Annotated in this window: 19 protein-coding genes; 4 read left to right on the forward strand and 15 right to left on the reverse strand. The window is 37.2% G+C overall.

Annotation, left to right across the window (positions count from 1 at the left end):
- Positions 1-159: 159 nt before the first annotated feature.
- The 4 genes from AC07UM_RS00005 to AC07UM_RS00020 form a co-directional block, all read right to left on the reverse strand.
- On the reverse strand, positions 160-1311 hold the full coding sequence (locus AC07UM_RS00005) for an efflux RND transporter periplasmic adaptor subunit (protein ID WP_494683054.1): 1152 nt from the start codon (positions 1309-1311) through the stop codon (positions 160-162).
- Between the two features lie 7 nt (positions 1312-1318).
- Positions 1319-5656, reverse strand: a complete 4338-nt coding sequence (locus AC07UM_RS00010; RefSeq protein ID WP_494683053.1) for a CusA/CzcA family heavy metal efflux RND transporter — start codon at positions 5654-5656, stop codon at positions 1319-1321.
- A gap of 291 nt (positions 5657-5947) precedes the next feature.
- Complete coding sequence (locus AC07UM_RS00015; RefSeq protein ID WP_123921510.1) at positions 5948-6310, reverse strand: hypothetical protein; 363 nt, start codon at positions 6308-6310, stop codon at positions 5948-5950.
- Positions 6311-6375: 65 nt separating this feature from the next.
- Positions 6376-7278, reverse strand: a complete 903-nt coding sequence (locus AC07UM_RS00020) for a LysR family transcriptional regulator (protein ID WP_494683052.1) — start codon at positions 7276-7278, stop codon at positions 6376-6378.
- A gap of 82 nt (positions 7279-7360) precedes the next feature.
- Between AC07UM_RS00020 and AC07UM_RS00025 the strand changes: the two genes are divergently transcribed.
- Entirely contained in the window at positions 7361-7954 is a 594-nt protein-coding gene (locus AC07UM_RS00025) for a LysE family transporter (protein ID WP_494683051.1), read from the forward strand.
- A 21-nt stretch (positions 7955-7975) separates the two neighbouring features.
- Here AC07UM_RS00025 and AC07UM_RS00030 read toward each other — a convergent pair whose 3' ends face one another.
- The 5 genes from AC07UM_RS00030 to AC07UM_RS00050 all read right to left on the reverse strand — a co-directional run bounded on the left by AC07UM_RS00030 (position 7976) and on the right by AC07UM_RS00050 (position 12585).
- Positions 7976-8545, reverse strand: a complete 570-nt coding sequence (locus AC07UM_RS00030) for a Crp/Fnr family transcriptional regulator (RefSeq protein WP_494683050.1) — start codon at positions 8543-8545, stop codon at positions 7976-7978.
- 58 nt (positions 8546-8603) lie between these two features.
- Complete coding sequence (locus AC07UM_RS00035; RefSeq protein WP_494683049.1) at positions 8604-9350, reverse strand: siderophore-interacting protein; 747 nt, start codon at positions 9348-9350, stop codon at positions 8604-8606.
- Position 9351: 1 nt separating this feature from the next.
- Positions 9352-10527 (reverse strand): MFS transporter, encoded by a 1176-nt coding sequence (locus AC07UM_RS00040; RefSeq protein WP_494683048.1) that lies wholly within the window; start codon positions 10525-10527, stop codon positions 9352-9354.
- 85 nt (positions 10528-10612) lie between these two features.
- Entirely contained in the window at positions 10613-11221 is a 609-nt protein-coding gene (locus tag AC07UM_RS00045; RefSeq protein WP_494683047.1) for a hypothetical protein, read from the reverse strand.
- 581 nt (positions 11222-11802) lie between these two features.
- Positions 11803-12585 (reverse strand): helix-turn-helix domain-containing protein, encoded by a 783-nt coding sequence (locus tag AC07UM_RS00050; protein WP_494683046.1) that lies wholly within the window; start codon positions 12583-12585, stop codon positions 11803-11805.
- A gap of 71 nt (positions 12586-12656) precedes the next feature.
- Between AC07UM_RS00050 and AC07UM_RS00055 the strand changes: the two genes are divergently transcribed.
- Entirely contained in the window at positions 12657-13862 is a 1206-nt protein-coding gene (locus AC07UM_RS00055) for a CynX/NimT family MFS transporter (protein ID WP_494683045.1), read from the forward strand.
- 99 nt (positions 13863-13961) lie between these two features.
- Here the strand turns inward: AC07UM_RS00055 and AC07UM_RS00060 are convergent, their stop codons facing one another.
- Complete coding sequence (locus AC07UM_RS00060) at positions 13962-14729, reverse strand: MBL fold metallo-hydrolase (protein ID WP_494683044.1); 768 nt, start codon at positions 14727-14729, stop codon at positions 13962-13964.
- A gap of 92 nt (positions 14730-14821) precedes the next feature.
- Between AC07UM_RS00060 and AC07UM_RS00065 the strand changes: the two genes are divergently transcribed.
- Together AC07UM_RS00065 and AC07UM_RS00070 are read left to right on the forward strand one after the other, a co-directional pair.
- Positions 14822-15136 carry a winged helix-turn-helix transcriptional regulator gene (locus tag AC07UM_RS00065; protein ID WP_124531466.1) on the forward strand — a complete coding sequence of 105 codons (315 nt, stop codon included), beginning with the start codon at positions 14822-14824 and terminating at the stop codon, positions 15134-15136.
- Positions 15137-15215: 79 nt separating this feature from the next.
- Positions 15216-15770, forward strand: a complete 555-nt coding sequence (locus tag AC07UM_RS00070) for a hypothetical protein (protein WP_494683043.1) — start codon at positions 15216-15218, stop codon at positions 15768-15770.
- A 104-nt stretch (positions 15771-15874) separates the two neighbouring features.
- Here the strand turns inward: AC07UM_RS00070 and bioA are convergent, their stop codons facing one another.
- From bioA to AC07UM_RS00095, 5 genes are all read right to left on the reverse strand, one after another.
- Entirely contained in the window at positions 15875-17167 is a 1293-nt protein-coding gene (gene bioA / locus AC07UM_RS00075) for an adenosylmethionine--8-amino-7-oxononanoate transaminase (RefSeq protein WP_494683042.1), read from the reverse strand.
- A gap of 381 nt (positions 17168-17548) precedes the next feature.
- The gene (gene bioB, locus AC07UM_RS00080; protein WP_494683041.1) at positions 17549-18532 is read right to left on the reverse strand and encodes a biotin synthase BioB; all 984 of its coding nucleotides are present in this window, start codon (positions 18530-18532) and stop codon (positions 17549-17551) included.
- A 2-nt stretch (positions 18533-18534) separates the two neighbouring features.
- The gene (gene bioD / locus AC07UM_RS00085) at positions 18535-19146 is read right to left on the reverse strand and encodes a dethiobiotin synthase (RefSeq protein WP_494683040.1); all 612 of its coding nucleotides are present in this window, start codon (positions 19144-19146) and stop codon (positions 18535-18537) included.
- A gap of 58 nt (positions 19147-19204) precedes the next feature.
- Complete coding sequence (locus AC07UM_RS00090) at positions 19205-20314, reverse strand: aminotransferase class I/II-fold pyridoxal phosphate-dependent enzyme (RefSeq protein ID WP_494683039.1); 1110 nt, start codon at positions 20312-20314, stop codon at positions 19205-19207.
- Positions 20307-20930, reverse strand: a complete 624-nt coding sequence (locus AC07UM_RS00095) for a hypothetical protein (RefSeq protein ID WP_494683038.1) — start codon at positions 20928-20930, stop codon at positions 20307-20309. Before AC07UM_RS00095 ends, AC07UM_RS00090 begins: the two co-directional genes overlap by 8 nt.
- Positions 20931-20949: the final 19 nt, after the last annotated feature.

The raw sequence follows: 20949 nt of genomic DNA on the forward strand, positions 1-20949 counted from the left end.
ATTTATAAACAAAGCTTACTTCAATAGAAATATTAATAACTTAAAAGTAAGTATTATTTAAAATGCACAACGGGTATAATTTAAACAACTTTATTGTATACAACAAAAAAGACCATTCGAAAGATTGGTCTTTTTTAAATTAACAGTATGTGACTAAAGCTATTCTGCTTTGTTTTTAAGCATCATCAGAAGACTATAAGCACCTTTCTGTACAATTTTCTTATCTTTAAAAAAATCAGCTTTTAATACCTCTGTAAACTGGTCATCTGAAATTCCAATAACTACAGGAATCATTTTATAATTGGATTTTCCCAGGTCTTCAAAAACATAATTTTTATTTTCAAAAGAAACTACCGCTTCATTGGGAAGTCCCTGTGTATAATGGCTGCTGATATTGACTTCAGCGTTGATATACATTCCTTTTACAAATTCTGAATGAGAAGAAGATAGTTTGGCTACTGCTGTTGCAGAACCTCCGTTTTCGATGCTTGGAACGACACTGACAATTTTAGCGTTTGATTTTAGATCCGGTTTCTGATTGTTGTACACTAAGATGTCCTGTCCCACTTTCACATCGTTCACATCATTTTCAAAGATTTTTAATTCCAAAAGCAGTCCGGCCGGATTGATCAGCTCAAATAAAGTATCTGCCGGATTGATATATTGCCCATTATTCACAAGAATTTTGCTTACAAAACCGGTAAACGGAGCATAAATATTGATCTTACTTCTGATATTTCCGGTATGTAAACCTTTAGCGTTAATTCCAATGATCCTCAGTTTTTCTTCAAGCCCTTTTAAAGTAGCATTCAAGGTAGCATAGTCTGCCTGAGCGGTCTGCATCGTTTTATCACTGCTGGCTTTGCTTGTATTAAGATCTTTCTGACGGTTAAAATTCAGTCTTGCAGCTTCAAGCTGTGCTTTGGTTACCAGATAATCCTGTTGAAGCTGTATAAACTGAGGATCTTCTACCACAGCAAGAACCTGCCCTTTGCTGAAATGACTTCCATTCATCACATGGATAGACTTGATGTGCCCACCCATAATGCTGGAAACTAAACTGATGTGTGAAGGGGCAATTTCGGCTTTCCCGTTCAGGCGTACCAGTTTTTCCATATTCCTGTTTTGGATGGAGGTTGTGGTAATTCCTACAGTCTGAATCTGTTTTTCCGTAAGATGAACCGAATTTTGGTTGTTTTTAGTGAGTTTTGTGTTTTCGTAAACCGTTTTTTCTTCCTCTTTTTTTCCTGAACATGAAGATAAAACAAGAAATAGAGAAAGGCTGTATATTGATACGTTTCTGAAGTGCATGACGTTGTTATTTTGAAATTAAGAATTGAAGTTCGGCTCCTATTTGATTCAATTTTTCCAACTGATCAATATAATCTGCTTTGGTTTTTACGGCCTGATTCACTAGTATTACCCAGTTCAGGTAATCAATCTCTCCTACTTCCATCTGTTTCTGGGCAGTTTTTAAGATAATATCAGATTTTGGAAGCTGTTTTTGTTCGTAATTTTCAATGATTTGTTGTTGGTTTTTATAATTGCTCAGCTGTTGATTCAATCTATTTTTAAGTTCAATTTCTTTTCTCTGATATTGATTTTCGCTGATCGCTATTTTTGCCTGTGCAGCCTTTGCCAAAGCTCTTTGCCCTTTCGTAAACAAAGGAATTCCTACCCCCACCTGAACCGAATTGAAACGGTTATTGTTGATGTTTTTCATACTCTGATTGGTGTATCCTACAAGAAGATCAGGAAGCAGTCTGCTTTTTTCGAGTTGTACTTCGGCCTCTCCTATTTTGATCTGTTGCTGCAGGTATTGAAGCTCAGGATGTTGTTTTACCATTTCCTCAGAAACCTGAATCCCAATATTCATCGTTGGTTGATCAGCAATTGGCTGGTAAGGAATCTCGGACTGAAGTAATAACTGAAGCTGAAGTTTTGTGATGTTCAGATCATTTTCAAGGGTATTCAACTGTACTTTTATCTGTTCTTTTTGAATTTCAGCCGTTGATTCTTCCAGAATGTTCGCTTCTCCCTTTTTTAATCTTAAGCCTGCCTTTTCTGCAAAATTATTGTACAGCTGGCTGATATATTCCAATACTTTTTTCTTCTCCTGAAGTACCAATATTCTATAGAAAACGTCTGTCACTTCTTTGGTAAGCTGTGTTTTGGTCAGATTTTGATTGATGACACTGGCAGACCATTCAGCATTCAGCATTTGTTTTCTTTTTGAATACACTGTCGGAAAGCTGAACCTCTGAGAGATCCCGAATGAATTGTCAGTTTCCTCTCCCTGAATCTGTCCAAATCCTCCGGTTACTTCCAGCTGTGGAATATCCAGATAGCTGGCTTTCAGTTTTTCCTGGTAATCGGATACCAATTTTGAGTTTTTAAGGATACCATTCTGTTGAAATACCTTTTCCAAAGCCTGGTCATAGGTAATGTTTTCCTGTGCTTGAAAGCTTCCGAAAGAGATCAGCAATAAGAAAACAGAAAGTTTTTTATAGTTAAGTTTTTTTGAGAATTTCATTTTATCTTTATTAATATGTTCAAACAGGACGTATAGAATAGGAAGTACAAACAGGGTTAAAAGTGTAGCGAGCATCAGGCCACCAATCACTACCGTTGCCAAAGGCCTCTGTACTTCAGCTCCCGCACCGTTGCTGATCGCCATGGGAAGGAATCCCAGAGAAGCCACAAAAGCCGTCATTAAAACCGGACGAAGCCTTATTTTTGTACCTATGAGTACAATTCTGCTGGTGTTCTTTAATCCATTATTTTTCAATCGGTTAAACTCTGATATCAAAACAATTCCATTAAGTACAGCAACTCCAAATAAAGCGATGAATCCTACCCCGGCACTGATACTGAAAGGCAATCCTCTCAATGCCAGAAAATAGACGCCTCCTATCGCAGACAATGGAATGGCAGTGTAGATGAGCAAACTGTGTTTTACAGAACCGAAAGCAAAAAATAACAACAGAAAAATCATGACTAATGAAATAGGAACAGCGAGTCCCAGTCTTGCTTTGGCTTCATTTAAATTTTCAAAAGCACCTCCATAAGAAATTGTATATCCTGGGGATAGTTTCAGCTTTTTACCAGCTTTTTGCTGAAGCTCTTCCACAATACTCTGCACATCTCTTCCTCTAGCATTAAACCCTACAATAATCCTTCTTTTGGTATCTTCTCTTTGAATCTGGTTGGGACTGTTTTTCAGCTCCACTTTTGCCAGTTGTGATAATGGGATTTGTTCTCCTGAAGCCGTAGGGACCAAAAGATTCCGGATGCTTGTAATGTCTTTTTTGTGCTCATTATCCATTCGGACCACGATATCAAATTTCTTCTCTCCTTCATATAAAGCACCCGCAGTCTGTCCTGCAAAAGCCATATTGATCACTCTGTTGATATCTGCTACCGAAATATTGTAGCGGGACAATTCTGAACGGTTATAGTCAATGACCACCTGCGGTGCTCCGACGACAGGCTCAATATAAAGATCCTGAGCACCTTTTACGGTATTGATGACACTTCCGATTTTTTTTGCATAGGCAGCAAGGCTGTCCAGGTCTTCACCATAAATTTTGCATACCACATCCTGTCTTGCCCCGGTCATCAGTTCATTGAAACGCATCTGTACAGGAAACTGAAAACTGGTTGTTAATCCGGGAATAACGCTTAATGCTTTACTCATTTTGTCAGAAAGCTCCGGAAATGATTTTGCAGAAGTCCATTCTTTTTTAGGTTTCAAAACAATGATCATATCTCCGGCATCCATTGGCATAGGCTCCGTAGGAATTTCGGCACTTCCAATCTTCATCACCACCTTCTCTACTTCTGGAAACTGGGTCAAAAGGATATTGGCTGCCTGAGTGGTTGCTTTCTTGGTTTCACTGATATTACTTCCCTGAAGGATTCTCATTTCAACGGCAAAGTCGCCTTCCTCCAAAGACGGAATAAATTCTCCTCCCATTCTGGAAAGGGTAAAAACAGCACCGGCAAACAGAATTAACACACTTACAATAATTGTTTTTCTGTATTTAAGGGCTTTCATCAGGAGCTTTTGGTGCCCTGTCTCCACTTTTCCCATGACCTTGTCCGAGATATTTTCTTTTTCTTTTTTCTTTCTGCTTAATACCAAAGAGCTCATCATAGGAATGTAAGTTAGGGAAAGAATAAATGCTCCAATCAGGGCAAAAGCAACCGTCTGGGCCATTGGCTTGAACATTTTTCCTTCAATTCCCTGAAGCGTAAAAATCGGAAGATATACAATTAAGATAATGATCTGCCCAAAGACTGCACTGTTAACCATTTTGGTTGCAGAACCAGACACCTGCTCATCCATTTCCTTTTTGCTCAGCATATTATCTTTCCCGAAATGCTTTTTGTGGGCAAGCTGATGCAATACGGCTTCAACAATGATAACCGCTCCATCTACAATAAGACCAAAATCAAGAGCTCCAAGACTCATCAAATTTCCTCCCACCCCAAAGATATTCATCATAATAATGGCAAAAAGCATGGCCAATGGAATGACAGAAGCAACCAGTAATCCCGCTCTTAAATTTCCTAAAAATAAAACCAGAATAAAAACAACAATCAAAGCGCCTTCCATCAGGTTTGTTTTTACTGTACTGATCGTATTGTTGACCATTTTAGCACGGTCGAGGAAAGGTTCAATGACAACACCTTCAGGTAATGATTCCTGAATTTTTTCCAGCTTCTGTTTGATATTTCCAATCACCACATTGGCATTCTCTCCTTTCAGCATCAGTACAATAGCTCCGGAAACTTCTCCTGTATCATTATAAGTCATCGCTCCGTATCGTGTTGCAAAGCCAACCTTAACAGAGGCAACGTCTTTAATATGTACAGGAATGCCTTCTTTTGTTTCTGCTACCTGAATGCTTCCGATGTCTTCTGTACTTCCCAGAAGTCCTTCACTTCGGATAAATAGAACGGTTTCTTTCTTTTCAATATAAGCCCCGCCGGTATTTTGGTTATTTTTCTCCAGAGCCGCAAAAACATCGTTGATATTGATATTAAATGCCTGAAGTTTGTTAGGATTAATGGCTATTTCATATTGCTTCAGCTTTCCTCCAAAACTGCTGACATCAGCCACTCCTTTAGTCCCGAGAAGCTGTCTTCTAACCACCCAGTCCTGAATGGTTCTGAGCTCGGTTTCATCATATACATTTTCGTATCCTTTTTTGGCCCTCACCACATACTGGAAAATCTCTCCCAAGCCGGTTGAAATAGGTCCCAATTCCGGTTTGCCAATTCCGGCGGGAATATTATCCTGAACAAGCTGTAAACGTTCCTGAACTTGCTGTCGGGCCCAATATACATCGGTGTTGTCATCAAAAACGACAGTTACTAATGAAAGCCCGAAACGTGAGAAACTCCGAAGCTCAGTAATTCCGCTGATGTTACTGGTAGCCTGCTCAATAGGAAATGTCACAAGGCGTTCTATATCTGCTGCACCATAGGAAGGAGCGGTTGTAATAATCTGAACCTGATTATTTGTGATGTCCGGTTGTGCATCAATAGGAAGCTGGGTGGTTTCATAGACTCCCAAAAGGATAAGCCCCGCTGTAAACAGAGCAATGATGAGTTTGTTCTTTACAGAAAACTCAATAATTTTATTTAACATGGAAAAAACTATTAATTGATAACCCGGAATGCTTTATAAAAGTTGGATGCTTAAAGAAGTATCGTACAACCACTTTGTCAGATCATTAATTTACTATCCCTCATTCTCATTCTTTAAATTCTGATATTTGGAGAGGTGGAACGTATGTAAATTTTAAATGTCCAAGACAAACTTTGTAACTTCTTTAGACTTTAAGCACAGTTATAATGCATTACGAATTAATGGATATGTAACAAGAATTGACTACTTTAAGTAAAAAACATAAAGTATTAATTTGCAATATAAAGTCAATTAAGAAAGCCGTGGTGGCTGGAAAATTTGGGAAAGATAATGGTTGGAAAAATCTTTTTCCTTATAAATACTGTTTTTCTTTGAAACAGTAATTTCTTTAGGTTTTTTTATTTCAAATGTGAGTTCCGGAAGCTGGGCATGTACTGTTAACACAATCGGAGGATTGATAAAGGGTAGTTTTTGATCAGTATCCCAATCAGAGTCTTGTTTATGGTTATCATAGTGCTCCATTACGAATTCTGAAAGACTTCCATGATATTCCATATAATGTTCCACAAACATAGGCACCTTCAGTACTTCCCCCGCATTGGTGGTAGCCAGCACATACATCATCGAGCATAATATGGAGAACCATTTTAACATGAATGCAAATATAAGGTTTAAATCTTTCCTGAAAAGGATTCAGTATTAATTTTCTTTTAATTTCTCTAGCTTACATCAGGCTTACAAGCTATTTGCTGATTAAGAATTTTTAAAAATAATTCCATAGCAGGACTGATCCATTTATTGGAGTGGTGAGCCGTAATCATCGTAATGGTACGTTGAAATGCTTTAATCTTAATTTCTGTAATTTCTCCTCTTTTCAGTTCTTCTTCCACCACAAAATGCGGAAGACAGGCGATCCCAAGATTATTCATTATGCTTTTTTTGATGGCTTCTATACTCCAGAGTTCAATACTTTGTCCGGTTCGGATGTTCTTTTTCTCAAGATAGCCTTCGAAGTATTGCTGATAAACTCCATTCGGGTCATTATTGATAATAGAGCATCCTTTTACCTGATCTTTTCTGTCAAAATTCTTTTCCTTTTCTAAAAATGCAGGCGATGCCATGACTCCCACTGTGAAGGAAGAAAGTTCTGTTACCTGGATTTGGTCATCATATCCATGTACCTGATAGTGAATTCCCAGATCAATATCATTCCGGATGATCTCTTTCTGGACTTCGTAGCAGTTTCTCACTTTTAATTTAAGTTTTACATCAGGAGCCGTTTCCACAAATTCCTTAAGCACAGGTTGAAGAATATAAGTTAACAAACTGTCGGAAACTGAAATGGTAAGATTTCCTTCTATCTTCCTGTCTTTTGAATTCAATTGTTTGATCTGTTCTATTTCTTCTTCTATTTTTTTGATGTGAGGAATCAGCTTCAGAGATTGTTCTGTAGGGAGCATTCTTCTTCCTATTTTTTCAAATAAAGGAAATTTTACTTCATTTTCAAGCTGTTGGATCTGATAACTGATAGCTGATAATGAATAATTAAGTTCTTTGGCTGCATCCTGAAAATTCCCTTTTTCCACTATCGTTTTGAAGCTTCTGAGCTGATGAATATCCATACTTTAAATTTTTCGAAGTAAAAGTATAAATAATTCCGATTGTCTGAAGTATCTACACTCATTAATTTTGTCAAAAAAAGATATGTGGTTTTCATTTTTTATTTACAGCGTTTTGACAGCTCTTCTTCCCGGTCCTAATAATATTCTGGCGCTTAACAGCAGTATGAAGTCAGGATATAAGAATAGTAAAACATTACTTTTGGGAATTTATTCGGGATTTACAGCAGTAATGATTCTCGCTGCGTTTTTCACTGAATTTATATTGAATTCATATAGTATTTTTCTCGATTATCTGAAATATCTGGGAGCTATTTATCTGCTCTATCTGGCATGGTCTGTGATGTCCGGTAAACCTTCAGAATTACATGTTGAAAAAGAGGGATCTGTTCCTAAAGCAGCGACAGATTTCTGGAAAGGATTTCTCTTACAGTTCGTGAATATTAAGATCATTATTTATGGAATAACTGCATTCAGTAGTTTTATTTTCCCACAATTCCAGAAACTTTGGATCATTCTTATTTTTGCTCTTTTCCTTTCCTTTATTGGAAATTCTGCGACATGGATTTGGGCCATTGTCGGAGAAAGACTTCATTTGTTTCTCAATAAACATTACAAAATAATCAATATAACAATGGGTATCTTGTTGTTATACTGCGCTGTAAGCTTGTTCCTGTAATTTTATAGTATGGTCTATTATTTAAAGCCTGGATTTCAGCCTGCTTAGTGTCTCCTGCGAGATGTTAAGATAGGAAGCTACCATTTTATTAGAAAGCCTTCTTACTACAACAGGATTTTCATCCAAAAGCTGACGGTATTTTTCAAGGGCATCCTGAACAAGGAAAGACATCAGTCTTTTCGTATTGTTAACATAGGCGGTTTCCAGATAGATCCTGTAAAACTTTTCCCATTGCGGAATAATATCCAGAAGATGGTAGAAATTGGTATGGGTAATATAATATACTTCTGAATCCTCCACGGCCTGAATAAATTCCTCGGAGGGTTCAGAAGTAATAAAACTGGTGAGTGCTGTTGCAAACTGGTTTTCAAATGCAAAATATCGCGTGGAGTCCTGCCCTTCTTCATTGATGAAAAATATGCGGAGGCAGCCATTCACTACAAAAAATGTCCGTTGGCTTTTTTGTCCGTTGGCAAGAAGCATTTCATTCTTTTTTAATGGAATAGCTCTGAAATAGGAAAGAATAGTTTCCAACTCCTTATCCGTTACTGATATTCTATTCTTGATATATGAAGCTAAAAGTTCCTGCATGTAAGCAAAAATAGTGATAAATGGCTTTGCTTACTACTTTTATTCTATACTAATTTATCTATTTTTCTGCTTGTCCGGCTTTCCAGTATGAGCCAATATATAAACCATGAGGATCCCACTCTAAAGTTGTTTTGAAGTAAGTTCTAAGCTCATGCACTGTTCTATATTCTGCAGCGATATAAACATATTCTTTTAGTATTCCTGGAGGGAATGCAACAGATTTTACCGCTTCTGCAAGCTGGCTTCCCATTTCAGGATGAGGATTATGAAGCCATTCAACCGAAATATCTGCTGCAGAGCACAAAATAAGTTCATCTTCCTTACCTGCTACCTCCAATACTATCTTTGCCGACACATAAGGCGGGAACTGTTCTGCAATAGCACAAATAACGGGTAATGCTGTTGCATCGCCTGCCAGCAGATAAAAATCAGCATCAGGAACTAAGGGTTTTGTACTTTCTTTCATTCCTATTTCCAATACATCCCCAGTATTGGCTTTTAATGCCCAGACGGAAGCAGGACCATTATCACCATGAGCTACAAAATCTATAGTCAGTTCTCGTTTTTCAAGATCAATTTTCCTGTTCGTATAGGTTCTTATTAACGAATCACTACCCTCTTCAGTCGGGATAAAAATTTTATTATTAGACCCGGATTTCACATGGGCTAACAACTCAGATTGGTTTTCATCAATATGAAATATGACCCGGATAAGATGGGGTGTAAGTTCTTTTTTATTTTTAACAGTAAATACTGAACGTATTTTTTTAGTTTCCTTTACAGAAGTTATTATAGAATTTTCCATTTTATTTCTTGTTACCTAGTAAAACAATCATTGAGATAATACAGCCTATTCCTCCGAACAGATATACCGATTGATAATCAAACCAGCCGGCAATCAATCCTGCTAACGGGCCGGCCACACATAATGAAAGATCAACAAAAGCGACGTAAGCGCCCAATGCAGTTCCTCTCATCTGTGGTTGTACTTTTTGAATTGCGAGAACTCCCAAAGCAGGAAAAATCAATGAAAACCCAACACCAGTCAGCCCACATCCAATGATAGCCAGTGTTTTGGAAGCAGCGGTCCAGATTAATACCTGACCTGCGGCTTCAATCAGTAAAGAGATGAATGCAATCTTAAAACCTCCGTATTTATCAGGAAAAGAAGCAAAGAAAATTCGGGTCAGCACATAGCATGCTCCAAAGATGATAAAGGCAAGTGAAGCATCACCCCAATTTTTTTCAGAGAAGAATAAAGCAATAAAAGAAGCAATACATCCAAAAGCCATTGATGAAAAGGCAAGACTCAGCCCTTGTCCGGATATCGCTCCGATCACTTTATAAAAAGGAGTTCTTACGTGATCTTTATCTGCAGGAATAGAAGAAAGTTTTGCAGTAGAAATCCAGCTTACAAGCGGAAGTAAAGCAATAAGGATAAAGGCAGGCAGAATATGGTATTCTTTACTTATCCAGATGCTGACAGGTGCCCCGATGGCAATCCCCGCATACATTGCAATCCCGTTCCAGGTCATTACTTTCCCGGAATTGGAATGTCCTACAAGACCTATCCCCCATGTTAAAGCTCCGGTAACCAGAAAGCTTTCCCCAATACCATGAATAATTCTTGCCACGAACAGCAATACCAGCGCCAGCAATGGATGAGCCTGAAATAATACGGCCAAAACATATATGATTCCGGCAATAACGGCTAGTACCACGCCGGACATCTTACTTTTCTTAGCTCCTTTTGTATCTGTGATTTTCCCGGAATAAGCCCGGGTCAAAAGTGTTGACAGTGATTGCAGACCAATGACAAGTCCTACAATAATACTGTCAAATCCTAAGTTATTCTGAACAAACCTGGGAAGTACTCCCAAGGCAATTCCTATGGTAAGATACACTCCAAATACCGAAATGATAATCGGAGTGATCGCCTGATAAAAATGAATGATCTGTCCTTTTGTTACTGTTGTACTCATAAATTTTGTTTAAAATATTCGGGTGCAAATGTCCCTGTACAACACATATAAAACTTTGATCTAGATCAAAAAAGGAAGATCATATCTAGTCAATATCCAAAAGACCGTCAGTAAGCTGTTTCCATTGAATTTTTGAAATACCTGTCATTCCTCCGACTGCAATGGCAAGATTTCTCACCGTATCAAGAAATTGAGCATTGAAATTTGGTGTTTCATTTCGCCCGTAGATTGCCGCTTTCAAATGAGCAGGATTTCGGGAGATCATAAAGGTAGAACTTGCTCCAGAGCTATAAAAATGAGCAATATGGCTGCTTTTTTTATTTTCAGGATTGATGGATGGGCTGCATATCATGGATATGCTTTCAGAAAAACTATCCTCATAGAAACACATATCTGTAATTTCTACCCAATCATAGCCTTTGGCTTCGGATTCTCCAGGTCCCGGAATATCGATCCTGATAAAATCTCCCTTTTGAGGTTCACGATCTACCGGATCGCCATTTAAATCATATAGCTTAAATGCTGCAAATGCCTCTCCGCAATAACTTTTCCATTTATTGATTGAGAAAAATCTTTCTTTCAACATCTCAAACTTCAATGGAATCATATCCTGCTTAAATAGTTTTCTGCTTTCAGTGTCATGAAAGCCTCCAAATTTTTGTGTAGGAACTCCCTTGAATGTCTTTGGACTCATTTAATATAGTTTTTGAACAAATTAATACAAAAACCGTACTGAACTTTATGAGTAGGCTCACAAAAAAGTTAAACACATGTTTATGTTAAGGTTTAAAAAGGGGTTATATTCACTATAATTCACCATTTGGAATTCCTTATTATATTGGAAAAAACAGCATACAATTCATCAGAGCGCGAATTATCTTCAACAGGAGACGTTTTTGTGCGGCTAATTTCAGAATCCTAAAGAAATACAAAATCATTTAGAGAATAATTATTTTTACTTAAAATAAATAATATTTAAAAAAAATGACCTTATAGTGTTTTGCATAACACAATTTTTGCTTATATTTGTGAATCGAAATAATTTTTTTTCATCATTTGTGTTTTTTTAAGGTCTCCATTCGTGGAGACCTTTTTGTTTTCAATGATCTCATAATTGAATATTAGCTATTGAAGTGGAAAATTTTACAAAATGGGAAATATTCTTTTTTTTTATTCAATCAATTGCTTTTATACAAAGGAATAATTACTATTTTAACAGGTTGATAATTCCCTTTTTCAGCATTTTTTAACTTACTCTGTAAACGCTTTAAACGGCTATTGAATAGTTTTAATAAAATCTGAAGGCCTGAACTGCATCACAGAAAAAAAACTTCTGGTATAAGCCTGCACACTCTTGTACCCTACTTCATAGGCTGTTTCAGAAATTGTTAAACTTCCTGCACTCAAAAACTCCAGACTTTTGATGATACGGAGCATCTGCTGGTATTTGCTTAAAGTAAGACCCGTTTCTTTTTTGAAGATTCGCTCCAGAGTACGGAAAGATAAAAGGACTGCGTCACTGAGATCTTCCATTTTAATTTCTTTGTGGTAATGATTGTGAAGATGCTCAATCACTTTGGTAAGGCGTTTATCTTTCGGAAGACTGACATGAATTGTCAATGAATGCTCTACAAACTGTGGAAGTTCATTAAACAGGGCTTTTAAAAATATATTTTCATTATGGTCTGCGGTCATCAATTTGGACCATTTTTCTGCATATTTTATCATTTCTTTTAAAACCGGAGGCACAGAAAATACATTGATCTCATGATAAAAAGGATTTTCTGTACTGATATCAGCAAACATAATCATCAGTTTTATCTTTTCAGAATGGGAATTGGTTTTATGAACAGCATTGGGAGGAATCCACACCGCATGATTTTGTGGCAGAAGATAAATCTTATCCTCAATGGTAATGTACTGGAATCCGCTTTCAACATAGACCAGCTGACCTTTATGATGGTGATGGAGAACATTATCATGAACCCAGTTTTCTTCAAACCATACAAAATAAGGCTTCTTTAGATCATCTATTTTTATACTGTCATTAGCACTCATGTCGTTTTGGGTTAAAACTTTGGCAAAATTAAACAAAATTACTACAGTAATTTTGCACAAAAGTTTTTATTATGATGAAGAATGAAGTAAAAAAGAATGCTTCGTATGTTTTATTAATTATAAATGTTCTGATAGTTATATTAATTTCCAGTAATCTTCGTTCACCGATCGTAGCGGTTGCTCCTGTACTTGGAGACATACGAGATGCATTGAAACTGGACAATTTCCAGGTGAGCCTGCTTACCTCTATTCCACTGTTTATGTTTGCGACCTGTTCTGTGCTGGTGAGTAAATTTTCAAATAAACTTGGAATCAGTAAACTTTTGATGTATTCCTTGATTATTTTAAGTTTTGGATTGTTTCTGCGAATTAGCGGATCTCTTTGGCTGCTATTTTTAGGCTCTATATTCATTGGCTTGGGAATATGCATTGGAAATGTAGTCACGCCGGGATATGTTAAAAATAATTTCCCGAAGCAGATTGGCCTTATGACGGGGATTTTTGCTGTATCGATGAATCTTACTGCAGCTTTGGCTTCCGGTTTCAGTGTGAAAATCGGAGAATGGACAGGGTTTGGATGGAAAGGGTCTTTAGGAATCTGGCTGGTGATTGCAGCATTGGGTTTCCTTGTTTTAATGGTAGAATTTATTTTTAACAAAAGAAATCCAAATCAGCCTGAGACAGCACTTAGCACGTCTGATTTTAATATATTTAAATCTGCCCAGGCATGGAATATCAGTATTTTTATGGGGCTGCAGTCTTTATTTTATTATTGTCTGGTAGCGTGGCTTCCTTCGTTTCTTTCAGATTTTCATATGCAGAGTGAAAGCTCCGGCTGGGTGTTCTTTGTGATTCAGATTACGATGATTCCCGTGACCTTCTGCTGCCCTATTATTGCGAGCAAAATGAAAGATCAGAGGCTGATGATTCTTTTTATATGTACGCTGATGTTCGGAAGTACCATGATGTTTGTATTCCTGAAATCCCAATGGATCTATCTGAATGCTGTTATTATAGGAATTTCCAACGGTTTGTCTTTCAGTCTGTCTATCCTGTTCTTTTCTACAAGAACGAAAAGCAGTATCAATGCAGTCAAAATCTCCGGAATGGCGCAGTCTGTAGGATATCTGATTGCCGCATTTGGACCTCCGTTATTTGGAAAACTTCATGATTGGGATATCTCATGGAACAGCTCGTTTTATTTATTAAGCTGTGCAGTATTGCTGATGCTTTATTTTGGATTGAAAGCGGCAAGAAACAAGTGTGTAGAAGACTAAAACTACCATTTTATAAATGAAAAAGGATAGAATTCATTTCTATCCTTTTTTTATTTTTATTTTGTTTCTGTATTAATTCTTTTTGAACACTTTTTATACTTAAAAATGAAGGTCAACTTCTTCTCCGTCATCCAGAACAAAACACCTTTTCTCTAATCCCTTTTCAAGGATCTTTTCTTTGATGTATTTCCGGTCTTCTCTGCAATGGCTTACTGCTTCCAGATGGGTTACCCATACAGTGGATTTTGGAGCATATTCACAGACTTTCATAATGTCTTCGCTGGTCATAATGATAGGATCTCCCACAGAAAAAGTAGCTGCGCCTCCTGCAACAATGATGTGTTGTGGCTGATGCTGCGTAATTTCCTGGGCAATTTCATCATACCAAATGGTGTCTCCTGCGATGTAGACCGATTTATTTTCTGTTTTAAAAACAAAACCATTCACTATTCCCATTTTTTCTCCAATTTCTCCGGTTCCATGCTGTCCTTTGGTGGTAAATATTTCAATATTTTTCCATTGAAGTTGATCATTTACTGCCATAATATTTGTAAATCCCTGCCCTGCAATGTGATCTGAAATGATATCTGAGCAGATGATCGGAATATTTTTATCAAGCAGCTCAAGAGCCCTCGCGTCCCAATGATCAGGATGAAGGTGGGTTACAGCAACAGCATCTATTTTTTCCAGTTTTTGGCTTAATTCTTCTTTGTCAAAAGGCAGATCTACCAGGGGATTCAGTAATTCGTTGTCTGTCATAGGGATTTTTCCCATAGAACCTTTTTCTCCGAGCATAGGATCTACCAGAATGGAAACCCCATCAATATTCAATAGCAATGTTGCATTGCGCCATAATTGTAATTTCATTTTACCTAAGTTTGTACCGCAAATCTATTGCCCGATGAAGGCAAAACAATCGAAGGTTACCAAAAGGTTAACCATATATATTCAATTGACTTATGAATTTTGAAGAATTTAAAAACTGTGGATTAAGACGAAGCCTGAATATCCTTTCGGGTAAATGGAAGCCATTGATCCTTCATAACCTTTTTGAAGAAGATCAGGTACGTTTTGTAGAACTGTGGCGGAATATGCCCAGAGTTTCAAAGAAAGTCCTTGCAGAGCAATTGAAACAGCTGGAAGAAGATCTTATCATTGAACGGATTGAAGTGTATAATTTTCCTCCGGAAGTGTATTATAAATTAACGGAGAAAGGGCAAAGACTGGGACCTATTCTTTCTGAACTTCATTCATGGGGTAATGAACTTGGGTGAAATTTTTATTTAATATTTTATATATTGCGGAAATTACAGTGTAATTTTAATCGTCTAAAAACTAATAACAATCCTACAAATGAAAAGAATCATTATTTTGATTTCCTGTGTATTAAGTACATGGGCCAGTGCACAGATAGCACCACCTCCAACTATTCAAAGATCTAATACGACCTCACGCGGACTTACCATCAATTCAAGAAAAGGAACATTAATTGAGAAAAAAATCACCCATCTAGGCAAGTTTAAAACCCTGAATATTCAAAAAATTGTAACGAAAGATCTATCTGACAGTTCATCAGAATCTCTTCTGGGAATCATGTATGAATATGAAACGTTTGACGAAATATCCAAAAAGACACTCACTGTTGATAAAAATGAATTGGGAAAACTGATTCAGGCTCTTCAGACTGTGGAACAGAAAGAAAATGAAAAAGCGACTCAGGAAACCAAGTATAAATTTGTTACAATGAGTAATATTGAATTTGGAAGTATTTATCGTGAAAAACTTTCATCGTGGGTTAATTATATAAAAATTCCTTCCCATTATTTGAATCAGAATTTACTGGAATTCAATAAAGATGAATTGAAAGAATTAATGGGTGTTTTGAAAAAGGCAGAACAGGAACTTTAAGACACCTTAGCATTAATCATCTGAACATAAAAACCTTATAGGTTTTAGAAACCTATAAGGTACATTAAAAAAAATTAAAAATAATTATTACCGGAAGGGATCGTTTACACTTTAAACTGATCCAAAACTTCCATAATATTCTGATATACAAAGTCTAATTCTTCAGATGTAATACAATATGGCGGAACCAGATAGATTACATTTCCCAACGGCCTCATAATAATCCCTCTCTGGAGGAATTCATTGTAAAGCTTCTTCCCTATTTCATTGAAATAAGAAGTGCTATTCCCGGTTTTAAAATCGAAAGCTAAAATAGTTCCGATCTGACGAACCTTTTCTACATGAGGATGAAAAGCAAGTGCTTTCACAAACTCTGAATGCTGATGAGTAATGCGGTTGATATTCATTTGAGTTTCGGTTGTAAGTAATAGTTCCATACTCGCAAGAGCCGCTGTACAGGCTAAAGGATTGGCTGTAAACGAATGCCCGTGAAACAAAGTTTTATAACGGTCATCTGAAAGAAAAGCATTGTAGATTTCATTGGAGCAGGTGGTGATTCCCATGGGCATGGTTCCTCCTGTAAGTCCTTTTGAAAAACACATAATGTCCGGTTTCTCCGTAAGATAATCGGCAGCGAAAAGCTTACCCGTTCTTCCAAATCCTGTAAAAACTTCATCCTGAATCATAAGAACGCCTTCTTCCCTGCAGAATTTCATCAGCTGGCTAAGATCTTCGGCTTTGTACATCAACATTCCGGCAGCGCCCTGAACCAAAGGTTCATAGATAAAACAAGCGACTTCGTCAGCATGTTCTTTAATCTGCGACTGAAGGCTATCCAGATTTTCGGCATTGGGGGTATCAATAAAAACAACTTCAAACAGCATGCTTTCAAAGGGTCTTGTCCAGAAGCTTTTTCCGCTTACGGACATCGCCCCGAAGGTATCTCCGTGATAAGCATTTTTAAAAGCTAAAATCTTCGTTTTCTTTTTATCCTGATTGTATGCATATTGAATACACATTTTTAAAGCAACTTCTACTGCTGTAGAGCCATTATCAGAATAAAAAACTTTTTCCTGACCAGCCGGAAGAAGCTTCAGTAAATTTTCTGAAAGTTTTACAGCAGGTTCGTGTGTAAATCCTGCAAAAATAACCTGTTCCAGTGTATTCAACTGTTCAAAAACACGTTGTGCAATATAAGGATGTGAATGCCCATGCAATGTTACCCACCATGAAGAAACGACATCCAGATATTTTTTCCCTTCATTATCATACAGGTAAATTCCTTTTCCCTTTACAATAGGAATAATATCGTCAGCTGTTTTCATCTGAGTATAGGGATGCCAGTTGACTGCTTTGTCTCTCTGTTGCAGGCTGATTTCTTTTGTTATTGTATTCATATATTGATGTAAAAAGTAATAATGAGTGATGAAATTGGATCTAACAATAATTGAGTTGAATATATTATGTTGAATGTTGGATGAATCGTAAAGGCGCAAAATTTTTCATCGATTGCTATTATTTTAAGGACGCAAGAAAATCAAAGGTTTTCAGCAAGTGAAATGCATATTGAGTGATTGGTCTGTATCATTTTGCGCGTAATCAATTTTATCGGAGATAAAATCTTTGCGACTTAAAACATTATTTACCTTAAAAATATTTGCGTCTTTGCGTTTTCCAACTTGTAGAGCTGTTTATAAAAATTCAAAAAGGAATTTTACAATAAGCGCTATAATACCTGTAATCCAGCTCATCACTCATTATTTATAGTTCATAATTTTCTAGCAGCATGTTTCTTTTTTCATCATAGGTTTTAATCCTAAAGTCTGCAGCATCTGCATATCTTCAGAAACTCCCGGATTAGGAGTTACCAATAAGGTTTCTCTTTCTCCTGTGAAAATAGAATTCGCTCCAGCCATAAAGCACCAAGCCTGCTCTGTTTCTGACATTTCTATACGTCCGGCACTTAATCTTACCATAGAAGAAGGCATTACGATTCTTGCTGTAGCGATCATTCTTACCATTTCCCAGGTATCTACTTTTTCATTATCTTCTAATGGAGTTCCTGCTACTCTGGCTAATGCATTGATAGGAACAGATTCCGGATGTTTTGGCATCGTTGCCAACGTCAGAAGCATTGATATTCTGTCTCTATGCGTTTCACCCAGTCCGATAATTCCCCCAGAACAGACGGTGATCCCTGCATTTCTTACATTGTTGATGGTATTGATTCTGTTATCAAATGTTCTGGTAGAAATGATCTCTTCATAATACTGTTCTGAAGTATCAAGATTATGGTTATAGGCATATAATCCTGCTTCCTGCAGCCTTACAGCCTGTTCTTCCGTAAGCATTCCTAAAGTACAGCACACTTCAAGTCCAAGTTCGTTTACTCCTTTTACCATATCAATTACCCTGTCAAAATCACGGTTGTTACGAACTTCACGCCATGCTGCAGCCATACAGAATCTTGAAGATCCTGAATCTTTTGCTTTTTGAGCGTGCGCAATCACTGTTTCTGTAGGCAGTAAAGCCTGTACTTTAATATTGGTGTGATAACGGGCTGCCTGTCCGCAGTAGGAACAATCCTCCGGGCAGCCACCGGTTTTGATGGACAATAATGTAGAAATCTGTACTTCAGAAGGATCATGCCATTCACGGTGTACAGTGGCAGCTTTATAGATCAGTTCCATCAGGGGAAGGTGATAAATTTCTTCAATTTCCTCTTTGGTCCAGTTGGTTCTCAATGTTGTTTTTGTATCCATTATCATAATTTTGTTATTGTTAATTGCTTTGCAGCATGCTGTATAGATTCTTTGTCGGGACTGCTGATCTCCGGAATCCTTATAATTTTTGTTTCTTTTTGTATAAAATGGCAGATTACTCTTTCTGTATCTTCGGGGAAATCACCGTTAAGGATCAGGTATTCCAGTTGTATTTTCCGTTGTTCTAAAGCCATGATCGAAAGTAAACTGTGGTTGATACACCCTAAATAATTTCTGACAACCAATGCAGTAGGCAGACTCAATTTTTCTATCAGATCAATCATGAAAGTATTGTCGGATATGGGTACCATAAGACCTCCGGCACCTTCTACAATCAATGGGTTTTCTATTTCGGGTAATTGAAAATCATTCAGATCTATTGTAATGTTTTCTTCCCTTGCAGACTGGTGTGGCGATGCTGCCAACTGTAAACGGTAAGCTTCCCGATGACAGATGGTATGATCAGTCCATGATTCAATTTTATGACTGTCTGTATGATGTAAGTCGCCGGATTGTATAGGCTTCCAGTATTCTGCTTTAAAATATTGAACCAAAACAGCCGAACAAACTGTTTTTCCTATTTCGGTTCCTATTCCTGTTATAAATAATTTCATGGGTTCGGGGTTCGGGTTCCGGGGTTTGAAAGGTTATTTCTTTCGTTGTGTTATTACTTTAAATAAATTCTTTAATAATTCCTGTCAGTTTCATAATTTCTTCTTCAGTATTAAAGCTGTGAAGACACATTCGCAGTCTTTCACTTCCTGGCTTTACAGTCGGACTGTATATCGCATATGCTAAAAACCCTTTCTCAAATAAAGTGTTTTGTAATGTCTTCAGTTTCTGATTGTCCGGAATTACAATAGCTTGAATCGGACTTGTTTCTGACGACGGAGATTGTAGATTCCGGCTTCTGAAAACTCTAATATTGTCCTGAAGTTTTTTGGACAGTTCCTGATGCTGATCCAAGAATTCATATCCTGTTTTTATACTCATCCACTGAAAATCCTGTGCAGAAGTGGTATAAATAAAGGGGCTTGCAAAATTGATCAGATAAGATTGTATGATTTTATTACAGAGAATTGCTGCTCCATGGGCTCCAAGAGCTTTTCCATAAGTTACTACTACTGCTGATACCTGGTTTTGTAATTGATATTTTTCAACCAATCCATAGCCAAAAACACCAAAAGCATGGGCTTCATCAACAATCAGATACGCTTTGTATTTATCAGCAAGCACAGCTATTTCCTGAATGGGAGCAAAATCTCCCTCCATTGAGTATAAACTTTCTATTCCGATATAACATTGTCCTTGTTGTCTTTTTAAAATATTTTCAAGATCCTCGAGGTCATTATGCCTAAATTTTAGCTTTTTAGCATTTGATAACCGACACGCATCATGCACAGACCGATGAATCTGCTCGTCAACAATCACCACATCATGACGACTCGGAAGCGTAGAAAACAAGGCTAGATTAGCATTATATCCCGATGGAAAAAGCAATGCCGATTCAAACTGATGTTTTTGAGCAATATCATTTTCTACCGAAGTTACAACGCTGCTGTTTCCACTGATCAAACGGGAGCCGGTGCTTCCTGAAAGCAGCTGAGGGTTATCTGTAACCTTTTGCAACAGCATATTTTGAAGTTCACTATTTCTGGCAAGACCGAGATAATCATTAGAATAAAAATCAATTCCTTCCCGCCAAGGTTTTAAACATCTTATTATTCCGTCCTCTTTTCTTTTGTCGAGAGATTCCTGAAAACGAAAGACATTGCTAAGCATAATTCAACTGAGCTACTTCCTGCGTTATAGCATTGATCCATTGTTCATGCAATTCTTTTTCAATGGTCAGAATATGATCTGCATGTTGTCTCCAGTCTGGTGAAAACTCATTGAGCTGGTTGATCATTTCTTCCAGATGTCCCTCTTCTTCAAGAATAATAGATTTTACCATGATTTTAGAAGATGTTTCCGTAAGAACCTGCTGGTAAACCGGATAAAGTTCATCGGCACGAACCTCAATAGCATAGGTTACAAAAAGGTAAGCTGCATACCTGAGATCTTCTTTGTTGAGTTGAAATGCCTCCTGAAGATAACGACAGGATTTAATATCCAGTGAATGAAGATACTGCCGCGTAGCAATAGAAGCCAGAAGCTCTGAGCTTTCATAAGTTTTGCATAATTCAGGATCTATTTTTCCAATCTGTTTTTTTAGATAATAAGCATGGCGGTGTTCTTCAGCAGCATGTTTCAGCTGAATCTGAGAAACCAGTATTGGATGTTCACATTTTGATATTTTTCTTGCACCGGCATTTTCCATAAAAGAAAGGGTATTCAGCCATTTGGCATGGGTACTTCCTTCCTGTACAATTCTTTGTAACAGATGATGAAATTCCATAGATTTTTATTTTGATGTC

The sequence above is a fragment of the Chryseobacterium sp. GW821-FHT04C04 genome (assembly GCF_059420365.1).